Origin of the sequence: Paraburkholderia hiiakae, assembly GCF_904848665.1 — a bacterium.
GTDB lineage: Bacteria > Pseudomonadota > Gammaproteobacteria > Burkholderiales > Burkholderiaceae > Paraburkholderia > Paraburkholderia hiiakae.
Map to the genome: position 1 here is coordinate 97,055 of NZ_CAJHCQ010000018.1, position 18,970 is coordinate 116,024.

At 65.2% G+C, this 18,970-nt stretch carries 18 protein-coding genes; 5 read left to right on the plus strand and 13 right to left on the minus strand.

The genetic code is table 11. From position 1 onward, the window contains the following. Positions 1-25: 25 nt before the first annotated feature. A complete protein-coding gene (locus JMY28_RS28530) occupies positions 26-1,348 on the minus strand; it encodes a TIGR00366 family protein (protein ID WP_201699254.1) in 1,323 nt (440 codons plus the stop codon). A gap of 294 nt (positions 1,349-1,642) precedes the next feature. Here JMY28_RS28530 and JMY28_RS28535 point away from each other — a divergent pair, with 294 nt between their 5' ends. Next, positions 1,643-2,413: an SH3 domain-containing protein gene (locus JMY28_RS28535; protein ID WP_201699255.1), complete on the plus strand. Its 771-nt coding sequence runs from the start codon at positions 1,643-1,645 to the stop codon at positions 2,411-2,413. Between the two features lie 70 nt (positions 2,414-2,483). On the opposite strand, the gene JMY28_RS28540 is transcribed toward JMY28_RS28535, so the two are convergent. The 8 genes from JMY28_RS28540 to JMY28_RS28575 all read right to left on the minus strand — a co-directional run bounded on the left by JMY28_RS28540 (position 2,484) and on the right by JMY28_RS28575 (position 8,477). Then, entirely contained in the window at positions 2,484-3,530 is a 1,047-nt protein-coding gene (locus tag JMY28_RS28540) for a hypothetical protein (protein WP_407945552.1), read from the minus strand. 188 nt (positions 3,531-3,718) lie between these two features. After that, positions 3,719-3,880: a hypothetical protein gene (locus tag JMY28_RS28545; protein ID WP_201699257.1), complete on the minus strand. Its 162-nt coding sequence runs from the start codon at positions 3,878-3,880 to the stop codon at positions 3,719-3,721. Between the two features lie 160 nt (positions 3,881-4,040). Next, the gene (locus JMY28_RS28550; protein WP_201699258.1) at positions 4,041-4,253 is read right to left on the minus strand and encodes a hypothetical protein; all 213 of its coding nucleotides are present in this window, start codon (positions 4,251-4,253) and stop codon (positions 4,041-4,043) included. Between the two features lie 249 nt (positions 4,254-4,502). Further along, positions 4,503-4,934: an Hsp20/alpha crystallin family protein gene (locus tag JMY28_RS28555; protein ID WP_201699259.1), complete on the minus strand. Its 432-nt coding sequence runs from the start codon at positions 4,932-4,934 to the stop codon at positions 4,503-4,505. A gap of 251 nt (positions 4,935-5,185) precedes the next feature. Next, positions 5,186-5,932, minus strand: a complete 747-nt coding sequence (phbB, locus tag JMY28_RS28560) for an acetoacetyl-CoA reductase (protein WP_201699260.1) — start codon at positions 5,930-5,932, stop codon at positions 5,186-5,188. Further along, positions 5,922-6,470: a hypothetical protein gene (locus tag JMY28_RS28565; protein WP_201699261.1), complete on the minus strand. Its 549-nt coding sequence runs from the start codon at positions 6,468-6,470 to the stop codon at positions 5,922-5,924. Before JMY28_RS28565 ends, phbB begins: the two co-directional genes overlap by 11 nt. Before the next feature lie 400 nt (positions 6,471-6,870). Then, entirely contained in the window at positions 6,871-7,332 is a 462-nt protein-coding gene (locus tag JMY28_RS28570; RefSeq protein ID WP_201699262.1) for a universal stress protein, read from the minus strand. A gap of 158 nt (positions 7,333-7,490) precedes the next feature. After that, positions 7,491-8,477 carry a zinc-dependent alcohol dehydrogenase family protein gene (locus tag JMY28_RS28575; protein ID WP_201699263.1) on the minus strand — a complete coding sequence of 329 codons (987 nt, stop codon included), beginning with the start codon at positions 8,475-8,477 and terminating at the stop codon, positions 7,491-7,493. 342 nt (positions 8,478-8,819) lie between these two features. Between JMY28_RS28575 and JMY28_RS28580 the strand changes: the two genes are divergently transcribed. Further along, positions 8,820-11,255, plus strand: a complete 2,436-nt coding sequence (locus tag JMY28_RS28580) for a phosphoketolase family protein (RefSeq protein ID WP_201699264.1) — start codon at positions 8,820-8,822, stop codon at positions 11,253-11,255. Positions 11,256-11,282: 27 nt separating this feature from the next. Here JMY28_RS28580 and JMY28_RS28585 read toward each other — a convergent pair whose 3' ends face one another. Continuing rightward, on the minus strand, positions 11,283-12,260 hold the full coding sequence (locus JMY28_RS28585; RefSeq protein WP_201699265.1) for an acetyltransferase: 978 nt from the start codon (positions 12,258-12,260) through the stop codon (positions 11,283-11,285). Positions 12,261-12,724: 464 nt separating this feature from the next. Between JMY28_RS28585 and JMY28_RS28590 the strand changes: the two genes are divergently transcribed. Then, positions 12,725-13,309 (plus strand): hypothetical protein, encoded by a 585-nt coding sequence (locus JMY28_RS28590; protein WP_201699266.1) that lies wholly within the window; start codon positions 12,725-12,727, stop codon positions 13,307-13,309. Positions 13,310-13,339: 30 nt separating this feature from the next. On the opposite strand, the gene JMY28_RS28595 is transcribed toward JMY28_RS28590, so the two are convergent. Then, entirely contained in the window at positions 13,340-13,744 is a 405-nt protein-coding gene (locus JMY28_RS28595) for a transposase (RefSeq protein ID WP_201699267.1), read from the minus strand. Between the two features lie 184 nt (positions 13,745-13,928). Between JMY28_RS28595 and JMY28_RS28600 the strand changes: the two genes are divergently transcribed. After that, positions 13,929-14,756: a DUF72 domain-containing protein gene (locus tag JMY28_RS28600; protein ID WP_201699268.1), complete on the plus strand. Its 828-nt coding sequence runs from the start codon at positions 13,929-13,931 to the stop codon at positions 14,754-14,756. Between the two features lie 247 nt (positions 14,757-15,003). Then, on the plus strand, positions 15,004-16,368 hold the full coding sequence (locus JMY28_RS28605) for a cation:proton antiporter (RefSeq protein WP_201699269.1): 1,365 nt from the start codon (positions 15,004-15,006) through the stop codon (positions 16,366-16,368). Here JMY28_RS28605 and JMY28_RS28610 read toward each other — a convergent pair. Beyond that, entirely contained in the window at positions 16,338-16,973 is a 636-nt protein-coding gene (locus tag JMY28_RS28610; RefSeq protein ID WP_201699270.1) for a TetR/AcrR family transcriptional regulator, read from the minus strand. The two genes, JMY28_RS28605 and JMY28_RS28610, sit on opposite strands and share 31 nt — an antisense overlap. Before the next feature lie 195 nt (positions 16,974-17,168). After that, entirely contained in the window at positions 17,169-18,710 is a 1,542-nt protein-coding gene (locus JMY28_RS28615; protein ID WP_201699271.1) for an RNA polymerase factor sigma-54, read from the minus strand. Positions 18,711-18,970: the final 260 nt, after the last annotated feature.

An 18,970-nucleotide genomic window follows, 5' to 3' on the forward strand; every position in this document is an offset into this window, starting at 1 on the left:
CGCGCAGGCGCCGCCCGCCTCACGCTCAAAAGAGATACATGCCCGCGACGAACACCACGCCCGAGAACAGCAGCGTAGTCACGCAGTAGCCCATGATGTCGCGCACGCCAAGGCCTGCGATCGCGAGCGCGGGCAGCGCCCAGAACGGCTGAGCCATGTTGGTCCACGCCTCGCCGTAGGCGATCGCCATCGCCGACTTGCCGAGGTCCGCGCCGAGTGCCTGCGCCGCCGGCATCACGAACGGCCCCTGCACGACCCAGTGGCCACCGCCCGAAGGCACCGCGAAGTTGATCACCGCCGAGCTGAGAAACACGAGCAGCGGAAACGTGTGCACGTTCGCGATATCGACGAACCACTTCGTGATGACACCCGCGAGACCCGAGTGGTCCATGAGCGCCTGAATGCCCGCGTAGAACGGAAACTGGATCATGATGCCCGAGGCCCCCTTCGCGGCGCCGGCCACGGCACGCGCGTAGGCCATCGGCGTTTTATGCAGCACGAGGCCCGCCGCGAGGAACACGAGATTCACGGTATCGATGTCGAGCGCAAAGCCCTTCGTGTGAAAGCGGATACCGATGAACACAAAACACAAAGCCGCCACCAGCAGCGAAAGCGCGCGGCTTTCCTCGATGCGCTCGGCGAAGGTCGCATCCGGGCCGAGCTTGCGCTCGACACTCGGCGGATCTTCGAGCAGCGCGGGGTCAACCGAAACGACGTCTTCGGGCTTCGGCATCATGAGGCGCACGAGAATTGGCAGCAGCACGATCAGGCCGAGCGTGATGAACGCGTTATAGCCGGTGAAGATGGTTTGCGAGACCGGGATCAGGCCGACGGCCTTTTCCATCGGGTTACCCTTCGTGGCCGCCACGAGGGGCACCGAACCGGAAAGGCCGCCGTGCCACGTGAGAAAGCCCATGTACGCGGCGGCGACGAGCAGCCGGTAGTCCGTGCCGCGCACGCGGCGCGCCACTTCGCGCGAGAACATCGCGCCGAGCACGAGGCCGAAGCCCCAGTTGATCGCGCAGGCAATTGCGCCGACGAACGCAACCAGCATCACGGCCTGCCCCGGCGTGCGCGCGCAACCCGCCAACGCGACCAGCATGCGCTTGACCGGGCCGGAGCTGGCGAGCGCGTGGCCGGTCACGAGAATCAGGACCATCTGCATCGCGAACGCGAGCAGGTTCCAGAAGCCCGAACCCCACATCAAGACGAGCGCTTCGGGCGACTGCGGCGTAAGCGAGAACGCCAGCACGAAGGTCACGACGGTGAGAAGAATGGCGAAGATGAGCGGGTCCGGCAAGATCCGATGCACTACGCCGGTAAAGAACTGGGATATACGCTGAATCACGGTGGTCTGCTCCTCGTCTGCTAATACGGAATCGGCCGCTTGTTTTCTTGAATGCGATCCGAGGCCGCGATTTTTGCACAGCGCGGCACAATGCGTGTGCCCCGCCGGCAATTCGCCAAACGCGCGCCGAGCGCACGCTGAACGCAACACTGAACGCCGTGCCTGACCCGTGATTGTGTGCCCGCACGAAATAAGCCGTAACACGCTCTAAACTGCCCGAAAAGTCTTATCTGCTACGGTAAACGTTGCTATCTCAATAAATGTCCGGGTGACGCCACCCAGCGGGAGGCAGCAATGCGCAAGCAGTTTGTCGGTGTCGTGCTCGCCGCGCTAGCCGGCATATTCGTGGCTTCGCCGCCCGCGCGCGCCCAGTCGCAGGCATTCACGAATCAGACCGTCAATATCTACGCAGGACCCGCAGCCGACTTTCCTGTCGTCGCCCAGATACCGGGGGGCGTGGCCGTGACGGTGTGGGGCTGCGTCGCTGGTTTTAGCTGGTGCGACATCGGTTTTCCTGGCCTGCGAGGCTGGGTCTACGGCACCTTTATCAGCTATCCATGGCAAGGACAGCGCGTGCCGGTGATGAGCTATGGACCGCAAATCGGTCTGCCCATCGTGCCGTTCTCGCTCGGTACCTACTGGGGCCTTCACTACCGCGACCGCCCGTGGTACTCCAATCAATCGCGGTGGGCGCACCATCCGGGGCCGCGGCCCGTGCCGCCCGTGCGGCCGCGTCCGCCCAGCGGCGCTCGGCCGCCGGGACACGGTGGCGGGAATCGGCCGCCTGGCTATGGTGGCGGCCATCGTCCGCCCACCAATAACGCTGGACACGGAAACCGGCCGCCCGGCGTCGGCCCCGGCAATAATCACGCGCGGCCGCCGGGACAAGGGAACGCCCGGCCACCTGGCCAGGGCGGCGGACGGCCCCAGGGACAAGGTGGCGGGCGACCGTCAGGTGGCGGGGATAATCGACCGCAGGGTGGTGGCGGAGGCGGTGGTGGGCCTGGCGGCGGCGGCGGCGGTGGCGGGCCTGGCGGTGGCGGACGTCCGCCTCCGGGTGGTTAGCGCCGCGACGAGCGCGCGGGCAAGTCCATGCCAAAGCATGGCATGCTCGCGCTGGCTACATCACCACTGCTCAGAACCGATAGCCGATACCACCCAGGATCACGTCCGTATCGCGGCTATAGCGCGTGACCACGCGATTCCACGTCACGCGCGCGGCCCAGTGCTGCGTCAACCGATATGAAGCCGAGACGGAAATGAGCCCGGAGAGAATACCGTCGCCGGTATCGCGCTCGTCGGGATGCTCGCCGTGGTGAATCGCAGCGTAGAGGCCTGCGCCGAACCCTAGCGTGAGACGCTCGTCGAAAAACGCGCGTGTGAGCCAGAGTTGCGCCGTCCCGCCATCACGCCGCGCCGAGATGCCATTGCCCTCGTGCAGATAACCCACCGTAGCGTCGAGAAAGGAGTTGATGCCGCGCCGGTACTCGATCGCCTCGGCCGCCGATGTCTGCGATTCGAGGCTATTGAGGATCGTCTCGCCCGCCATCAGCGTGATCTCGTTGTTCGTCACTTTCTGCATGCGCGGCAACGCGAAATCGCGCGGGCCTGGTGCGTCGGGCGCGTCGAGCTGGTAACCGACGCCCAGCATGAGCGATGTCGTCGATGGACCGCGCGACACCTGCACGCGATTGAGCTGCAGGTTCGCAGTCCAGCGATTCGCGGCGTACCACGTAGCGCGCGCGCTATAGAGCACGCCCCAACCGTGCGTGTCGGACCAGCCTTGGCCCTGGGACGCGGCTTCGGTGTCGAAATAGCGATACGGCCCGACGCCTACTGCGAACACCAGGCGACGCTGCGCGAGCGGCAGGCGCGCCCACGCCTGGATGGACTGGCCGTCGCGGTGATGATTCGGAATATGGCCTTCGTTCAACCACGCAATGCTGCCAGCAAAGTACTGGCCGAAACCCTCCGTGTAATCCATTTGCCACGAATAGGTATGATCGGCGCCGCTTTTTAGCGGTCCGCTGTAGAGTGCAAATTCCTGCGCGCAAACCGACCCAGAAGCCATAGCGAGCGCGCTGGCGGCAACACCGGATGCGGCTAGCGACGTGATGTTTTTCATTGCGTGCGTTGACGCGTTGCGGTTTGGATGGCGAGACTCGCTGCAAGCAAAATGTATGCAACGAAACGCGGAGCATACCGCGCCGTGATATTTTTTGTGTGACCCTGCTCTTTCAATTAATTACGGTATGTCGCAGCATAAATATCCGATTTTTATTTCGTTATCCTGATTACAGAATATAAAAAGAAACGCCGCACAGAAGTGCGGCGTTTTTCCCTGCAGTCAGTTTCGCAGTCGGCGCAATATCAGTGCACGTGATGGCAAACGCGCTCAGCGTGATGGTGAACGTGTTCGACGTGGCACACCTCGTGGTGATACGGTGCGGCGACAGCAGCGAGCGGCGCGAAAAGCGCGGCGCAGGAAATCAGGGCAAACAGGCGGACAGCGGGCTTGATAACGGCGTTCATGAATCGGCTCTTGCGTGTGAAAACAGCGTGGGTTGGAACCAAAAGCCAGCACTGTATCGCAGAGTGTTCCGCGGCGTATTACACGAATGTAACGGGCGTAGCGCTCAATGAAAGGCTCTTGACACGCCTATGCCGTACAACACCGGGGCGCGGCGGCTGCTCAAATACTGCGCTCGCCGCCCTCTTCATGCGTGAGACGCCGCAGCAGTTCGCGACCGCGGGTCGTAAGGCGCAGCGTGGGGTCGCCGCCCGCTTCGTCCATTTCGACGAGACGGTAGCGCTGCAGCGCCAGGAAATCGGAATCGAGCGTCTGAATCGGCGCGTCGGTATCACGGATCAGCAGCAATGTCGCTAGTTCGTGGTGGCTGAGCATCGAGTCTCTCCAGTTGTTGGCCGGAGTCAGCGTTCGAGCGCCGATTCCAGCCACATGCCCGAAAAGCATTCGACCGAAGGGCCGTGGGCTTGAGTCTCCCCAGCATAGCGAGTCAATCGTACAGTTTCGCTACAGTCGTGTTTCGCTGTGTTACTTGTCGATGATTCGACAACGTCCTGCCCCAAAAAAAGCGGCGCGCAGCTGCACGATATGCAGTCTGCGCGCCGCCCGCTCAACGCCACTTCAGCCTTAGTTGATTTCGATGCGCTTACTGGCGGACGCGGCTCGCTTCGGCAGCGCTAGCGTCAACACACCGTCCTTGTATTGCGCGCTCGCCTTTTCGTCGTCGATTTCCGCGGCGAGCGTAAACGCCCGGCTCACGCTCCCCGCATACCGCTCGCGACGCACGACGCGCTCGCCTTCCTTCAGTTCGCCGCCACGCTCGACCTTCGCCGCGATCGAAACGAGATTGCCATCGATTTTCACGTCAATGTCCTTCCGATCGACGCCGGGCATTTCGGCCTTCACCGTGAAGGCAGCCTCGTCTTCCGTCACGTCGATCCGGATGCTGGCCGCCTGCCCATTCACGCTACTCGTGGCACGCAACGGCCGGAACAGCCCGTGAAACAGATCGGGCACACTTTCCATCGAAAACGGATCGTAACGCGAGATATTGCTCATTGATGCCTCCATGGGCTGAACGTTTTTCTTGTCCATGCAACGATCAACGTTACATCGGACTCCTGAATTCACCGTCAACTAATGCAACTGCATCACGCCCCTGCGGTCAACGACGGAGAATCACCGGCAACGCATCGCGCCGTTCGCGCGGCGCGGTCGCTGCCGCTCACCGTTCCAACATGAAGGCGCCTCGCGCGTTTGCAAGACCCTTTTTTGCCGAGCGCGAAATTATTGCGTCGCCGCGCCGCACGTCATTGCATGTGCATGCCGCCGTTGATCGCGATATCGGCGCCAGTGATGAACGCCGCGTCGTCCGAACAGAGGAACGCCACCAGCGCCGCGACCTCGTTCGGCTGGCCGAGGCGGCCTACCGGAATTTGCGGCAGGATGCGCGCGTCCAGCACGTCCTTCGGCACGGCTTCGACCATTTGCGTGGCGAGGTAGCCCGGCGACACGGTGTTCACCGTGACGCCTTTTTTCGCCACTTCCAGTGCGAGCGCCTTTGTGAAGCCATGCATGCCCGCTTTCGCCGCCGAATAGTTGGTCTGGCCAAAAGCGCCGCGCGAGCCGTTGACCGAGCCGATATTGATGATGCGCCCGAAGCCGCGCTCGAGCATGCCGGGCAAGAAGGGCTTCGTCACGTTGAAGAGCGCGTCGAGATCGGTGCGCAGCACGGAGTCCCAGTCGGATTTCGACATCTTGACGAAGCTGCGGTCGCACGTGATGCCCGCATTGTTGATAAGCACGTCCACCTGGCCGAGATCGTCGAGCGCTCGCTGCGCCGCGCGCTCGCAGGCTTCGCAATCGGCGACGTCCATTTGATGACAGCCGAAATCGCGGCCCGCCGCGCGTTCAGCGGCAAGCCACGCATCGGCCCGCGTGCTCGCCGCCGAGCACGAAACTGCGACGGTCATGCCCGCGTCGTGCAAGCGCCGGCTGATCGCCTCGCCGAGTCCGCCCATGCCGCCCGTGACGAAGGCAACGCGCTTAGTGGCCATGCTGGCCTCCGCCCGCGCTCGCGCCCTGTGCGCGCCCCGCACCCGCCGCCTTGCCCGGATGCGCGGCGCCATTGGCGGCGCTGGTCATCGCGCGCTCGAAAGCGTTCATCCACTCGCGCATCGGCAGCGCGCCGGGCACCTTGGACGCGCCGGCTTGCGCGCCCGCGCAGGCCTCTTGCCACTGCTGCGTGAAGTCGCGCGCACTGTCGGACCACGTGCTCGCGCCCTGCACCGCTGCCGCGACGCCCTCTTGCCAGAGCGTGGTGCTCGCGCCGAGATAGTCGCGCCAGACCGATTGCGTGGCGACCGCAAAATCGGTCCAGTCGCGCGCGGTGCGCAGCGACTCGAGCAGGCCTTCGACCGCCTCGCGGTCGCGCTCGATGCGGCGCTGCTCCAGCTTCAATAGCTGCTCGCGCCATTGCTGCTGCCCGACGAGCAAGCGCAGCGCGGCCGATGTGTTGGCGCGATACGTGTCGAATGAGGCGCCCAAGGCGTTGCCAAGCGAGGCGTCGAATGGGGGATGGGAAGCGGTAGCCATGGTCAATCTCCTCCGTATGTAGCTTTCGCCCGGTGCCGCCGGTGCGTTTGCTGCCAAAGTGACAGGATTGATCGCGATGGGACGCGGTCTGCGGCGAGCGAAATGAAAGCGCTTCACGCGCGACGATGAGAGACGGGATGCTTCGGGGTGCCGGGTGTTCGCGACACGCGGCTCAAGCCAACATCATAGGCAGGAAGACGGGCTCCCGCGTAGCGAATGGGCGTTTTGTCGCTTGATAAACGTCACAAATCGAGATAGTTGATGCGCAGCGATTCAAAACCAGGCTTGCTATGACGGGTATTTCGCGACGGATCGTTACGACGGCCGAAGAACCCGCGGAACGGCTGCCCGGCCGATCGCGCCCTCGCGGCTAACCGGCCGGTGGAACCGGACGCCCCGCTCAGGCGACCGGCGCCTCTTCGTCGCGCACCAGCATGACCGGCCGGTCCGCCATACGCAGGAACGATTCGGCCACGCTGCCGAGCAACAGGCGCTTCACGCCCGACAAGCCACGCGTGCCCATCACCACGAGGTCGGCGTCTTCCTCGGCGGCGATACGCGAGATCACGGCGGCGATTTCCTCGCCACTCGCGTCTGCTGCGCGCGTGGTGCCCGGCACCTGGGCCTGCGCGAACACCAGTTTTGCTTCTTCGAGCGCCGCTGTTGCGGCGTCGTTCTCCGCCGAATGGCGCACCTGTTCCTCAGCGAAACCGGAACTCACGTCCACGAGCCGCGCCGGATGCCGCACGACACACAGCGCCTGAACGGCGCCTCCGGTCGCCTTTGCGATCTTCACGGCCTCGTCGAGCGCGCGCCGACCGCTGCGGCTGCCATCGACCGCTACCAGAATCTGCTTGTACATCGTTGACCTCCCGGGTCTTGCCCAAAATGCGCGCCGGCTCCCGGCGCGCGCTATCTAAAGCTCGTTGTACCGCATTTGGGTACGGATGCTCGCCGTAGCCAGTGCGACTCGTTGCCTCCATTCCGTCAGCATCGTCGTCCACCTGGCTGGAGCCACTCTCACCGCATCGTCAACACTGCCGCGCCCGTGAGCCGTCCCTCGCGCAAATCGGCCAACGCGTCGTTCGCGCGCGCGAGTGGGTACGGCGTGGTCTCGATTTCGAGCTTGTGGCGCGCGGCGATCGCCATGAAGGTCGCGCCGTCCTCGCGCGTGAGATTCGCCACCGAGACAATGCGCCGCTCCTCCCACAGCCATGCGTAAGGAAACGAGGGAATGTCGCTCATGTGGATGCCGCCGCACACGACCGTGCCACCCTTCGTCAGCGCCCGCAGCGCGGCGGGTACGAGCGCGCCGACCGGCGCGAACAGCAGCGCCGCGTCGAGTTCCTCGGGCGCGCGCTCATCGCTGCCGCCGGCCCAGGTCGCGCCAAGGCGCCGCGCGAACTGCTGCGCTGCGGTATCGCCGGGACGCGTGAATGCGTAGACCGTGCGCCCCTGGTGGCGCGCGACCTGCGCGACGATATGCGCCGCCGCGCCGAATCCGTAAATGCCGATGCGCCGCCCATCGCCCGCCATCGCGAGCGAGCGATAGCCGATGAGTCCGGCGCAGAGCAGCGGCGCGGCTTCGACGTCGCTGTACTGGCGCGGCAGATGGAAGCAGTAGCGGGCATCGGCGACGGTGCGTGTGGCGTAGCCGCCGTCGATCGTGTAGCCCGTAAAGCCGGGCGCATCGCAGAGGTTCTCGCGCCCGTCGGCGCAGAAGCGGCAATGGCCGCAGGTATGGCCGAGCCACGGCACACCCACGCGGTCGCCCAGCGCGAAACCCGTCACGCCGCCCCCCAGCGCCGCGACCGTGCCGACGATCTCATGGCCGGGAATGACAGGCTTTTTCGGGTGATCGAGATCGCCGTCCACGACATGCAGGTCGGTGCGGCACACGCCGCACGCCCGGACGTCGATCAGCAGTTCGCCGGCGCCCGGCGCCGGGTCGGGTAAATCGGCTTCACGCAGCCGCGGACTCTCGCCGTCGAACAGCATTGCCCGCATCGCCATCCTCCTCGCCAGAATGCGGCTAACGCGCCGCATCGATCACCATAAAACCATGTTATGCAATCGGGCCGCGGGCTGTCGTGCATTGCGCGATGTGTCGCACCTTCACAGCTCGATGCGACTCACAGCCGCGGGGCATCCAGGCGTGCCACGCCGCGCGATCGTGGCAACATAAGACGAATCCCACAGGACCATGAGGCCCATGAGGCCGCCGCCGGCCATGCGCCCGGCATACGCCACCGCGCACGTGCGGCTCGCGCCGGTTGCCACGCGCTCCGCCGCGCCGCGCACACAGTCCGCCTCGGTCCCTCTTCCGCCGCCGCGCAACCGGAGCCCCGCATGAACGCTACCGACACCTCTGCCCACCCGCCGCTTTCCGACGATCTGCTGCGCCGCATGGACGCCTGGTGGCGCGCCGCCAACTACCTCTCGGTCGGCCAGATCTATCTGCTCGCCAATCCGCTCTTGCGCGAGCCGCTGCAGCTCGCGCACGTGAAACCGCGCCTGCTCGGCCACTGGGGCACGACGCCGGGCCTGAATTTCCTCTACACGCACCTGAACCGCATCATCAACGCGCGCGATCTCGACGTGCTGTTTCTCGCGGGGCCGGGCCACGGCGGCCCGGCCGTGGTCGCGAACACCTGGTTGGAAGGCACCTACAGCGAGACCTGGCCGAACGTGCCGCTCGACGAAGAAGGCATGGCGGTGCTCTTCAAGCAGTTTAGTTTTCCGGGTGGCATTCCGAGCCACGTCGCGCCGCAAACGCCGGGCTCGATCCACGAAGGCGGCGAACTCGGCTATGCGCTCTCGCACGCCTACGGCGCGGCGTTCGACAACCCGGATCTGATCGTCGCCTGCGTGGTGGGCGACGGTGAAGCGGAAACGGGCCCGCTCGCCACCGCCTGGCACTCGAACAAGTTCCTCAATCCGGCCACCGACGGCGCCGTGCTGCCCATCCTCCATTTGAACGGCTACAAGATCGCGGGGCCGACGGTGCTCGCACGCATCGGCGACGACGAACTCGCTTCGCTCATGAAAGGCTACGGCCACGAGCCGATCTTCGTGGAGGCTGAAGAACCAGCCGTTGCGCATCGTCTGATGGCCACCGCGTTCGACACGGCGTTCGACGAAATCGCGCGCATTCAGAAGGCCGCGCGCGAACTCGCCGACGAACACGGCAACCTGCCGCCCGGCTACGTGCGCCCACGCTGGCCGATGATCGTGATGCGCACGCCCAAGGGCTGGACCGGTCCGAAGACAGTTGATGGCCAGAAAACCGAAGGCTCGTGGCGCTCGCATCAGGTGCCGCTCGCGAACATCTCGAAGCCGGGGCATCTCGCACTACTGGAAAGCTGGATGCGCGGCTACAAGCCCGAAGAACTCTTCGACGCGCAAGGCCGCCTCGTGCCGGAAATCGCCGCGCTCGCGCCGCAAGGCGAAAAACGCATGAGCGCGAACCCGCGTTCGAACGGCGGCGGCCGCGTGCGCGAACTGCGCGTGCCGCCATTCGAGCACCACGCCGTGGACGTGCCGGCACCCGGCCAGGTGGATGCCGAAGCCACGCGCGTGATGGGTGCGTTCCTGCGCGAAGTCATGCGCGTGAACGACCCCACGCGCAACTTCCGCATCTTCGGGCCCGATGAAACCGCGTCAAACCGCTGGGGCGACGTATTCGACGTGACGTCGCGCACCTGGCTCGCGGAAGTCACGCCGGACGACATCCAGCTCGCCACCAACGGCCGCGTGATGGAAATCCTCTCCGAGCACACCTGCCAGGGCTGGCTGGAGGGCTATCTGCTCACAGGGCGACACGGCTTCATGTCGTGTTACGAGGCGTTCATCCACATTATCGATTCGATGTTCAACCAGCACGCGAAGTGGCTGAAGGTGATCCGCGAAATTCCGTGGCGGCGGCCGCTGCCCTCGCTCAACTATCTGCTCACCTCGCACGTGTGGCGCCAGGACCATAACGGCTTTAGCCATCAGGACCCGGGCTTCATCGACTACGCGGTGAACAAGAAGTCGGACACGGTGCGCGTGTATCTGCCGCCAGACGCCAACACGTTGCTCGCCGTGACCGACCACGTGCTGCGCACCTGGAACCGTATCAACATCATCGTGGCGGGCAAGCAGCCGCAGGCGCAATGGCTCGACATGGACTCAGCCATTCGCCACTGTGCGGACGGCATCGGCATCTGGCAATGGGCGAGCAACGACGACGGCGGTGAGCCCGACGTGGTCATGGCCTGCGCCGGCGACGTGCCGACCATGGAGACGCTGGCCGCCGTGGACCTGCTGCGCAATTGCCTGCCGGACCTGAAGATCCGCGTGGTGAACGTGGTGGACCTGATGACGCTCGAACCCGCCGACCGCCATCCGCACGGCCTGCCCGACGCCGATTTCAACGCGCTCTTCACCACCGACAAGCCGGTGATCTTCGCGCACCACAGCTATCCCACGCTGATCCACAAGCTCACGTACCGGCGCGCCAATCACGCGAACATTCACGTGCACGGCTTTATCGAGGAAGGTACGACGACCACGCCGTTCGACATGACCGTGCTCAACCGGCTCGACCGCTACCACCTGTGCGAAGCGGTGATCGACCGCGTGGACGGGCTCGCGCAGCGCGCGGCGCACCTGCGCCAGACGCTGCACGACAAGCTGGCCGCGCACCGCCGCTACGTGGACGAGTATGGCGACGACATGCCTGAAATCCGCGACTGGCGTTGGCCGGCGGTGCGCAACACACAGGGCGGAGGCGAAAAGGCTTAGTGGCGGCCCATTGACGCGTCGTGTTGTTCAGGCCGAAAGTGGCTTCGCGCGCCCAAACACGCGCGCGAACGCGGTAACGAACGCGTCGAGCCGGTTCGATTCGAGGCAGTCGATGCCTGCCGCGCCCACCCGGCCGTTTCCGCCGGGGAACGCGCGGCAGAGTTCATCCGCACCGCGCGGTTCCGTGAGCGGCGCGCGCACGCTCACCGCATAGTTGCCGTCGGCGTTCACGCTCAGTACCGCGTGCGCGCGCGAGGGTTCCTCGTTCGCGAGCACGTTGGCGAACGCGCCGCGGACCCGGCGCGCCCACGGCTCGTCTGGCAACACGCAGACGCTGCCGTACTGCAACGCGATGAGCGGCGCGATCGCCTGGGCCAGTTCGAGATCGTCGTGACGGCAACGGGCGAGCTGACCGACGATGGGTTCCGAAGCGATGAAATCGAACGGGTTGCCGTAAGGTTTCATCGCCGCATACAGATCAAGCGGCGCGATCACGAGATCTTCGACGCAGTCGCCGTAAGCGTTGTAGTTGATCGACTCGCCAAGCTCGCGCAGCTGCCCGGTCTGCACGGCGTCGAGCCCGGCCTGTTGCGCAAGCGCTTGCGCCGTGTCGGGCAGGTTGTCGCCCCAGGCCGCCGCGATCGCCCAAGGCCGATAGCGGCCGGCAAGGTGCCGGTCGACGAGCACGCTCGTGCAAACCTGCGCCGTCGTGTCGATATGCGCGACGAGATTCCTGGACATAGGCAGGTCGCCCGCGTGGTGATGGTCGAAATATTCGACCGCGACGTCCTTCGCGAGCAGCGCGATAAGCGCCTTGCGGTTCACGTCGAACGAAATGTCGAGCACCGTGAGCGAGTCGCCGGGCTGAGCGGGCACTCGCTCGACGAGTGCGATGTCGCGCTTCGCGCCGGTGATGAGCGTCGCTTCGCGCGGCCTTGCGAGTCGCAGTTGATGCAGCGCGCAGATGCCGTCTGCGTCGCCGTTGAATACGTCGAAATGCGCCATGTCTCCGAAATTCCGTTAGGTTGAACTTCACAGTATCGCGCAGCCTCGCCGGATTGCACAAAAGGTGCAATATGCCGATGCCCATGCAGGCCGTTTCGATCAAGGCCAAGAGGTGCCGCGCAACGGGCTTCGCGCGCTTGCTCGCGCGTGTGCTGGTTGCGTCGATTGTCGGCCCGTCGACCTTCATTCCCACGATAGCCACGCCGGTCTCGAAACGCATACTTCCGTGGTGTATCTCGCTGGGCGGCACGCGTACAAGATCATGAAGCCGGTCCGATTTCGGCTTCGTCAATTTTGTGCGGCTCGATGCCTGATTCCGTTGCTGCGAAGCTGAGATTCGTCTGAATGCGCCGTTCGCGGGACCGAATTATCGCGACACCGGTGAGCTATTTTTTGACGGTCGGCGTTGCAAGCTCAGGCCCGGCATGCGCGGCAACGGAAGAGTTGTCGACTATGCGGTTCGTATGCGCCGCTTCGATCAGCGCCTGCTGCTTTCGAACCTGCTATCGAACGGCGAACAGAGCGCGGCCGATATCGATGCAGCCGCAACCAGGCTCGCCACGATCCATCGCCATGCACGCCGCGCGAACCGATTCGTACGCGCCTGCCACGGCGACCTGCATTTCGGCAATATCGTGCGGTACAGACGGCATGCGCTGCGTTGGATCGACTTGACCTGCGATCTCGCGTTCCTGCTGAAGAGTCTGCGCGCGCACCGTCTGTTCAATCGCTACCTTGAACCCACGGCCGATTTCGCGGGGCTCGCTGCGTTGCGACCCTATGTCGCCTTTTGCGCGCTGGTGCGGGCACCGGTGGCACTGCTCAAGGCAAGATCGCCTGCGCCGCACGACGCACTAGCGCGCGGAGGCGACGCCTCGCTCGACCTCATATTCGCGGCAAGCGAAGCGCGCGTCATGTACGAACCCGCGTCCTGGCGGCTGCTGTGCCACGGCTTTTCGGGGTCGGGTAAGTCAGTGGCGAGCCGCGTGCTCGCCGAGCACGTGTGCGTGCGGAGGATGGGGAGACTTGATTCTGCGGCGGACTCCTAAACCGCCACTGGAGCCCTGCACCCGGCTCGCTTATCGTTCCACGAAAGGCCGCACGAGCGGCCAGCGCAGCGTGGACGCCACCGGAAAGCGCGGCTTGCGGCCAACCGGCGCGCGCCACGGCTGCATGCGCGCGGCCATTGCCGTGCACAGGGCAAGGCCTTCCTGGCCGTGCAGACGCTCCATGGCGTGATGCACGAGTCCAGCGTCGAACCACAGCTTGAAGCGGCGGTGGCAGGTGCGGAAATCGGGATACTGCTCGGGCAACTTCGACCAGACCGAGCCGGTAGCCAGGACCCAAAGAATGCCGGCAAAAACGAGACGAGGATTGTGCGCTGGGCGCCCGCGACGACGACCGTCAACGCGGATTTCGTGAAACATAGGCTCGATGCTGCGCCACTGCGCATCGGTGAGTTCCGGAGATATGCGGGAATACATCTGATGGTCTCTGTGAGGTTATCTGACACAACACGACTAAAGTAGCCTCACAACCCACAAGAAAATATCGGACTATGCCTAAAAATCGAGATGAATACGCAAGTCCGGAGTCGGCGCGCTAACCGGAGGCCGCGGCCAGTGCTGCGCTACACTGCGCCATCGAGGCTTCGACGGCGGATTTCCGATGGCGTCCTCATCTAATTCAAAAGCCCGGCACGGCCGGATTCGCGTCGGTGTGGGCGGCTGGATCTATGCCCCTTGGCGTGGCGCGTTCTATCCCAGCGGCCTGGCGCAGCGCCGCGAGCTGGAATATGCGAGCCGCCATCTCTCGTCGCTGGAAATCAACAGCACCTACTACGGCGCGCAGCGCCCGGAAAGCTTCACGCGCTGGCACGACGAAACGCCGGAAGACTTCGTTTTCTCGCTGAAGGCCCCGCGCTTTGCGATGAATCGCCGCGTGCTGGCCGAAGCCGGGGCCACGATCGAGCGCTTCCTGAGCGGCGGTGTATTGAAGCTGCGCGACAAGCTCGGACCGATCAATTGGCAGCTCACACCAGGCAAGCGCTTCGATCCAGAGGACTACGCACGATTTCTCGAACTGCTGCCGGGCGAGGCCGAAGGCCGTCCGCTGCGCCACGCGCTCGAAGTGCGCGACGAGAGCTTTTGCACGCCGGAATTCGTCGCACTCGCGCGCAAGCACAAGGCGGCGATCGTCATCTCCGGCGACTCCGGCTACCCGCTGATCGGCGACACCAGTGCGCCGTTCGTCTACGCCCGCATCATGGGAACCGCGCAGGATCACCCGCAGGGCTACGCTCCCGCTAACCTCGACCTCTGGGCCAGACGCGCGCTCGCCTGGTCGCGCGGCGAATCACCGGACGATCTCGCCACCTACGCAAAGCCGCTCGCCGCGAAGGCCGGCCGGGACGTGTATCTCTACGTCATCAGCGGCTTCAAGGAACGCAACCCGGCGGCGGCCATGGCACTGATCGAGCGCCTCGGCGCGAGCTAGCCGCGCACGGCGAATCAAGGGCAGCTTCAGTCATCGCACCCCCAAAAAAAGCGCCGTCGCCGTGTGCGAGCGCCTTTTGGGGGCCGGCGTTGCATCCCATCCGACCCGTAAAAGCCCGTAATGGTGTCGTAATAACTCCGTCAGCCACAAGTTGATATGCGTCAACATGCAATGCTGCAACGCAGCGAGATACTGCATCGATGCGCTGCGGGCATTGCGCCCAGCCGCACCTCGGAGTTTCCCGCCTTTGCAAACCGCAATCGAATTCACCATCCGCACCGGCGTCCTGCTGCTCATCATTGCGCTCTGCCATGCCGCCGCACAGCGACTGCGCCTCTCCGATTCGTTCGGCCTGACCAGCGCCGGCGTGCTGCTCGGCGCCAGCTACCTGGGCTTGCTTCACTTCGCCCCCGGCTTCACCGCATCGAGCGTCATCCCATTCCTTACGCCATCGCTTCCGCCCGAGGCCTGGCTCTGGATATTCTTGCCGCCCATCCTCTTCGAGGCGGCGTTGCAGGTCGATACGCGCGGTCTTCTCGCCGATCTCGCGCCTATCCTCTTGCTCGCGATCGGGGCGGTGGTGGCCGCCGCGGCAGGCGTTGGCCTCGCCACGTGGATCAGCAGCGGTGAGAGCCTGATCGTGTGCCTGCTGCTCGGCGCAATCGTCAGCACGACGGATCCTTCCACCGTAATCGGGCTCTTTCGCAACAGCGGCGCGCCCGAACGCCTGATCCGGCTGATCGAGGGCGAAAGCCTGCTCAACGATGCCGCCGCCATCGCCATCTCCACACTCCTCACCGGCGCGCTGGCGCTCACGCCGTCCGCTGCGCACACGCCCGGGCATCCGCTCGCAGCCTTCCTCGTTTCACTCGTCGGCGGCTGCACGTTCGGGGCGCTGGCGGGAGCGCTTTTCGTCACCGCATCGAGCGCGCTGCGCAGTCTGCCGTTTTCCGAATACGCGCTCTCGCTCGCGCTGCCCACGCTGCTCTATCCCACCGCGGAAAGCTGGCTTCACGTTTCTGGCGTGGCCGCTGTCGTGTGCGCGGGTCTCGCGGCCAACCGGTTCATGCGAACCCGCCGCCCCGCCGCGAGCCAAGCCCTGTTTCGCCAGCTATGGGCGTACCAGGCTGGCATCGCCTCCTCCGCTGTCTTCCTGCTCGCGTCGGCGCGCGTGCCCGGTCTGGTGGACAAGCTGAATATGCACGACACCCTCCCGCTCGGGCTCGCGCTGGTGGCCGCCATTCTGAGCCGCTTCGGTATCCTCACGATCTTCTTGCCGCTGCTTAGTCGCCTTGGTATCTGTGAGCCGCTGCCGCGCGCCCATCAATGGCTGATCGCATGGGGCGGCGTGCGCGGCCCCGTCACACTCACGCTCGCGGTTTGCATCGCGCGCAACGACGCGCTTTCGCCCGACACCCGCGCGTTCGCTGCCGCCATGGCCGCCGCCTTCGTGCTACTGAATCTGCTCTGCAACGGCCTCACGTTAGGCCGTGTTGCGCGATGGCTCGGCATCGCGCAACCCACTTGCGGCGAACGCGCCGCGCTTCCGAGCGCTAACATGGGCAAACAACGCCGCATGCGCTATTCGCCGCGCTCGGTGCGCCACAAATAGCCGATCGCTGCACGCGTGACGCGCGCCTCCAGCGCCTGAGCGTCGGTTTCGCGTCGCTCGCCCGCCGCGTCGACCATGCCTCGCACGATGGCGATCACGTCGAGCGCGGTGGTCTGCCGGTCGGCGATTGCTGGCGCGTCGGCGAGTTCGAACGCGCCGACGAGCGCTGCGTGAATGCGCTCGCTCACGCGCGCGTCGCGCTCGCCAAGCGGCAGTCGCCGCTCCTCGAAATCGAGCAGACGCGCCAGTTCGGGGCGCCGCATCTGGTGCGCAACTGCCGCGCGAATCAGCCTGAGCAACGCCGCCTCGCAGCTTGACGCCGCAGCGGCGGCCTCGACCTCGGCAAGGAGCGGCGCGCTCTCACGGTCGATCAAGGCGGCGGTCAGCGCGTCGCGGTTCGGAAAATATTGATAGAGCGAGCCGACGCTCACGCCCGCGCGCGCCGCGATGGCGTTCGTGGTGTAGCCGGCCAGGCCGGCGCTTTCGAGAATGCGGGCGGCGGCTTCGAGTATCGCGTCGACAGTGGCGGCGGAACGTCGCTGCACCGGCCGCTTACGCGCCTCTAGCGGCGCGGCGCGGCTTTTGCGGCGTGGCGTTTGGGTCATGGCGGAATACGGGAAAGTGGCATCGAATATGAGCAATGGCTCGTATTTTATCGACTACCCAGAATACCCGCGGAAAGCCCGCCCGAAATGAATTGAAGCGGCGCGCGCAATGTAACGTATGGGCAACGTTGCATTACGCCGGTCACGCGCCGCTGACCTCCCCCGTCTTCCGGCACGCAGATGAAACCGCGCGCCTCAAATCTGCCGGCGCATTTCCGCCGCTGGCAGCTTCATCATCTGCCGATACTTCGTGACCGTGCGGCGCGCCACCTGGACACCCTGTTTTTCGAGTTCCTGCGTGAGGATGACGTCAGAAAGCGGGTCGCGCGGATCTTCGGCGTCGATCATTTCCTTGATGAGCGCGCGCACTGCAGCCGCCGAGCATGTGCCGCCCGTGCGCGTCTCGAGCTCCCGCGGGAAGAAGCGCTTGAACTCGAAGATGCCGCGCGGCGTGGCCATGTACTTGTTGCCCGTAGCACGCGAGACGGTCGACTCGTGCAGGCCCAGTTCGTCGGCAACGTCGCGCAGCAACATGGGCCGCAGCGCAATTTCGCCGTACTGGAAGAACGCCTTCTGGCGCGCGACGATGCACTCGCCCACGCGCAGGATCGTCTCGCAGCGCTTATGCGCGTTGCGGATCAGCCAGCGCGCTTCCTGCAGCTGTTGCGCGAGTGGCGAGCGGCTCGTCTGGTCCGAGCGCGCGAACATCTCCGCATAGAGTTTGTGGATGCGCGCGCGCGGCTCGATGGCCGGGTTCACGCTCACCACCCACTTGCCGCGCACCTGGCGCACGATCACGTCGGGAACGACATAACCGCCGTCCGCGCGACCATAGTGGTTGCCCGGTTTCGGATCGAGGCGGCGCACCAGTGCGCTCGCGGCCTGCAGCGAAGCGGCGTCGCAGCCGAGCTGGCGCTGCAGCTCGCCGTGTTCGCGGCGCGCAAGGCGTTCGAGATGCTGCGTGACGATCCGCAGCGCAAGTTCGCGATGCGGCGTGTCGTCAGGCATTGCATCGAGCTGCAGCGCGAGGCATTCGGAGAGCGAACGCGCGCCGATGCCGGGTCGATCGAGCGTCTGCACCACGCGCAACGCCACGCGCAGACGGTCCTCGTCGAGCGTGTCGGCCCCCCCCTCTACATCGGCGAGTTCGGCGAGTTCCTGGCGTAGATAGCCGTCGTCGTCGAGCGCCTCGATCACGACCTGCGCTGCGATGCGGTCGAGGTCGTCGAGCGGCGAAAGGCGCAACGCCTCATGCAACTGCTCGCGCAGCGTAATCGGCACGCGCACCCAGTCGGAGGCCTCGGAATCGCCGTCCTCGCCACCGCGATAGCTCGACGTGCGCAAGGCGCCCGACGTAGGCATTTCGGCGGTGTAGCCCGAGCCTTCGTCGCTGTAGCCGCTCTCGGAGTACGACGTCTCGCCGTACGACGTCTCACCGTAAGGCGATGCGTCCTGCCCCATGCCCGCCTCGAGGCCGGATTCGCCCGCGCCTTCTGCCGCCATAGCGGGGCCTTCGGCGGCGGGAGACGCCGCGGAGCCGATGCCCGCTGCGCCATTGGCCGCTTCGGCGGCCTCGCCGGTCTCCGACGCTACGTATTCGAGGAACGGATTGGTGTCGAGGGCTTCGCGCAGTTCCTGCTGGAATTCGAGCGACGACAGTTGCAGCAGCCTCACCGCCTGCTGAAGACGCGGCGTGAGCGCCAGATGCTGGCGCGCGTGTAACGCGATGGAAGGCATGGCAATCCCGTTTTGTTGAATTGAGTGGTAGCACCTCTCATGCAACAGCCATGCCAGCTTTTACAACACCCTGTTTTGAAACGGGATCGACGCTTGTAAGAGCGGCTTTGCGCGTCTCTTTTCCGACTCCGCCGTGGAGATTTTTACAAAGATGCGGAAAAATTGTTGCGCGGGCCGGTGGGGAAAACCGCGGCGGCGCGAATCGGCCGCGATCCTGCATAGCGGGCGTCTCCGGCCGCTTCCGGGAGGCTTTCAACGGC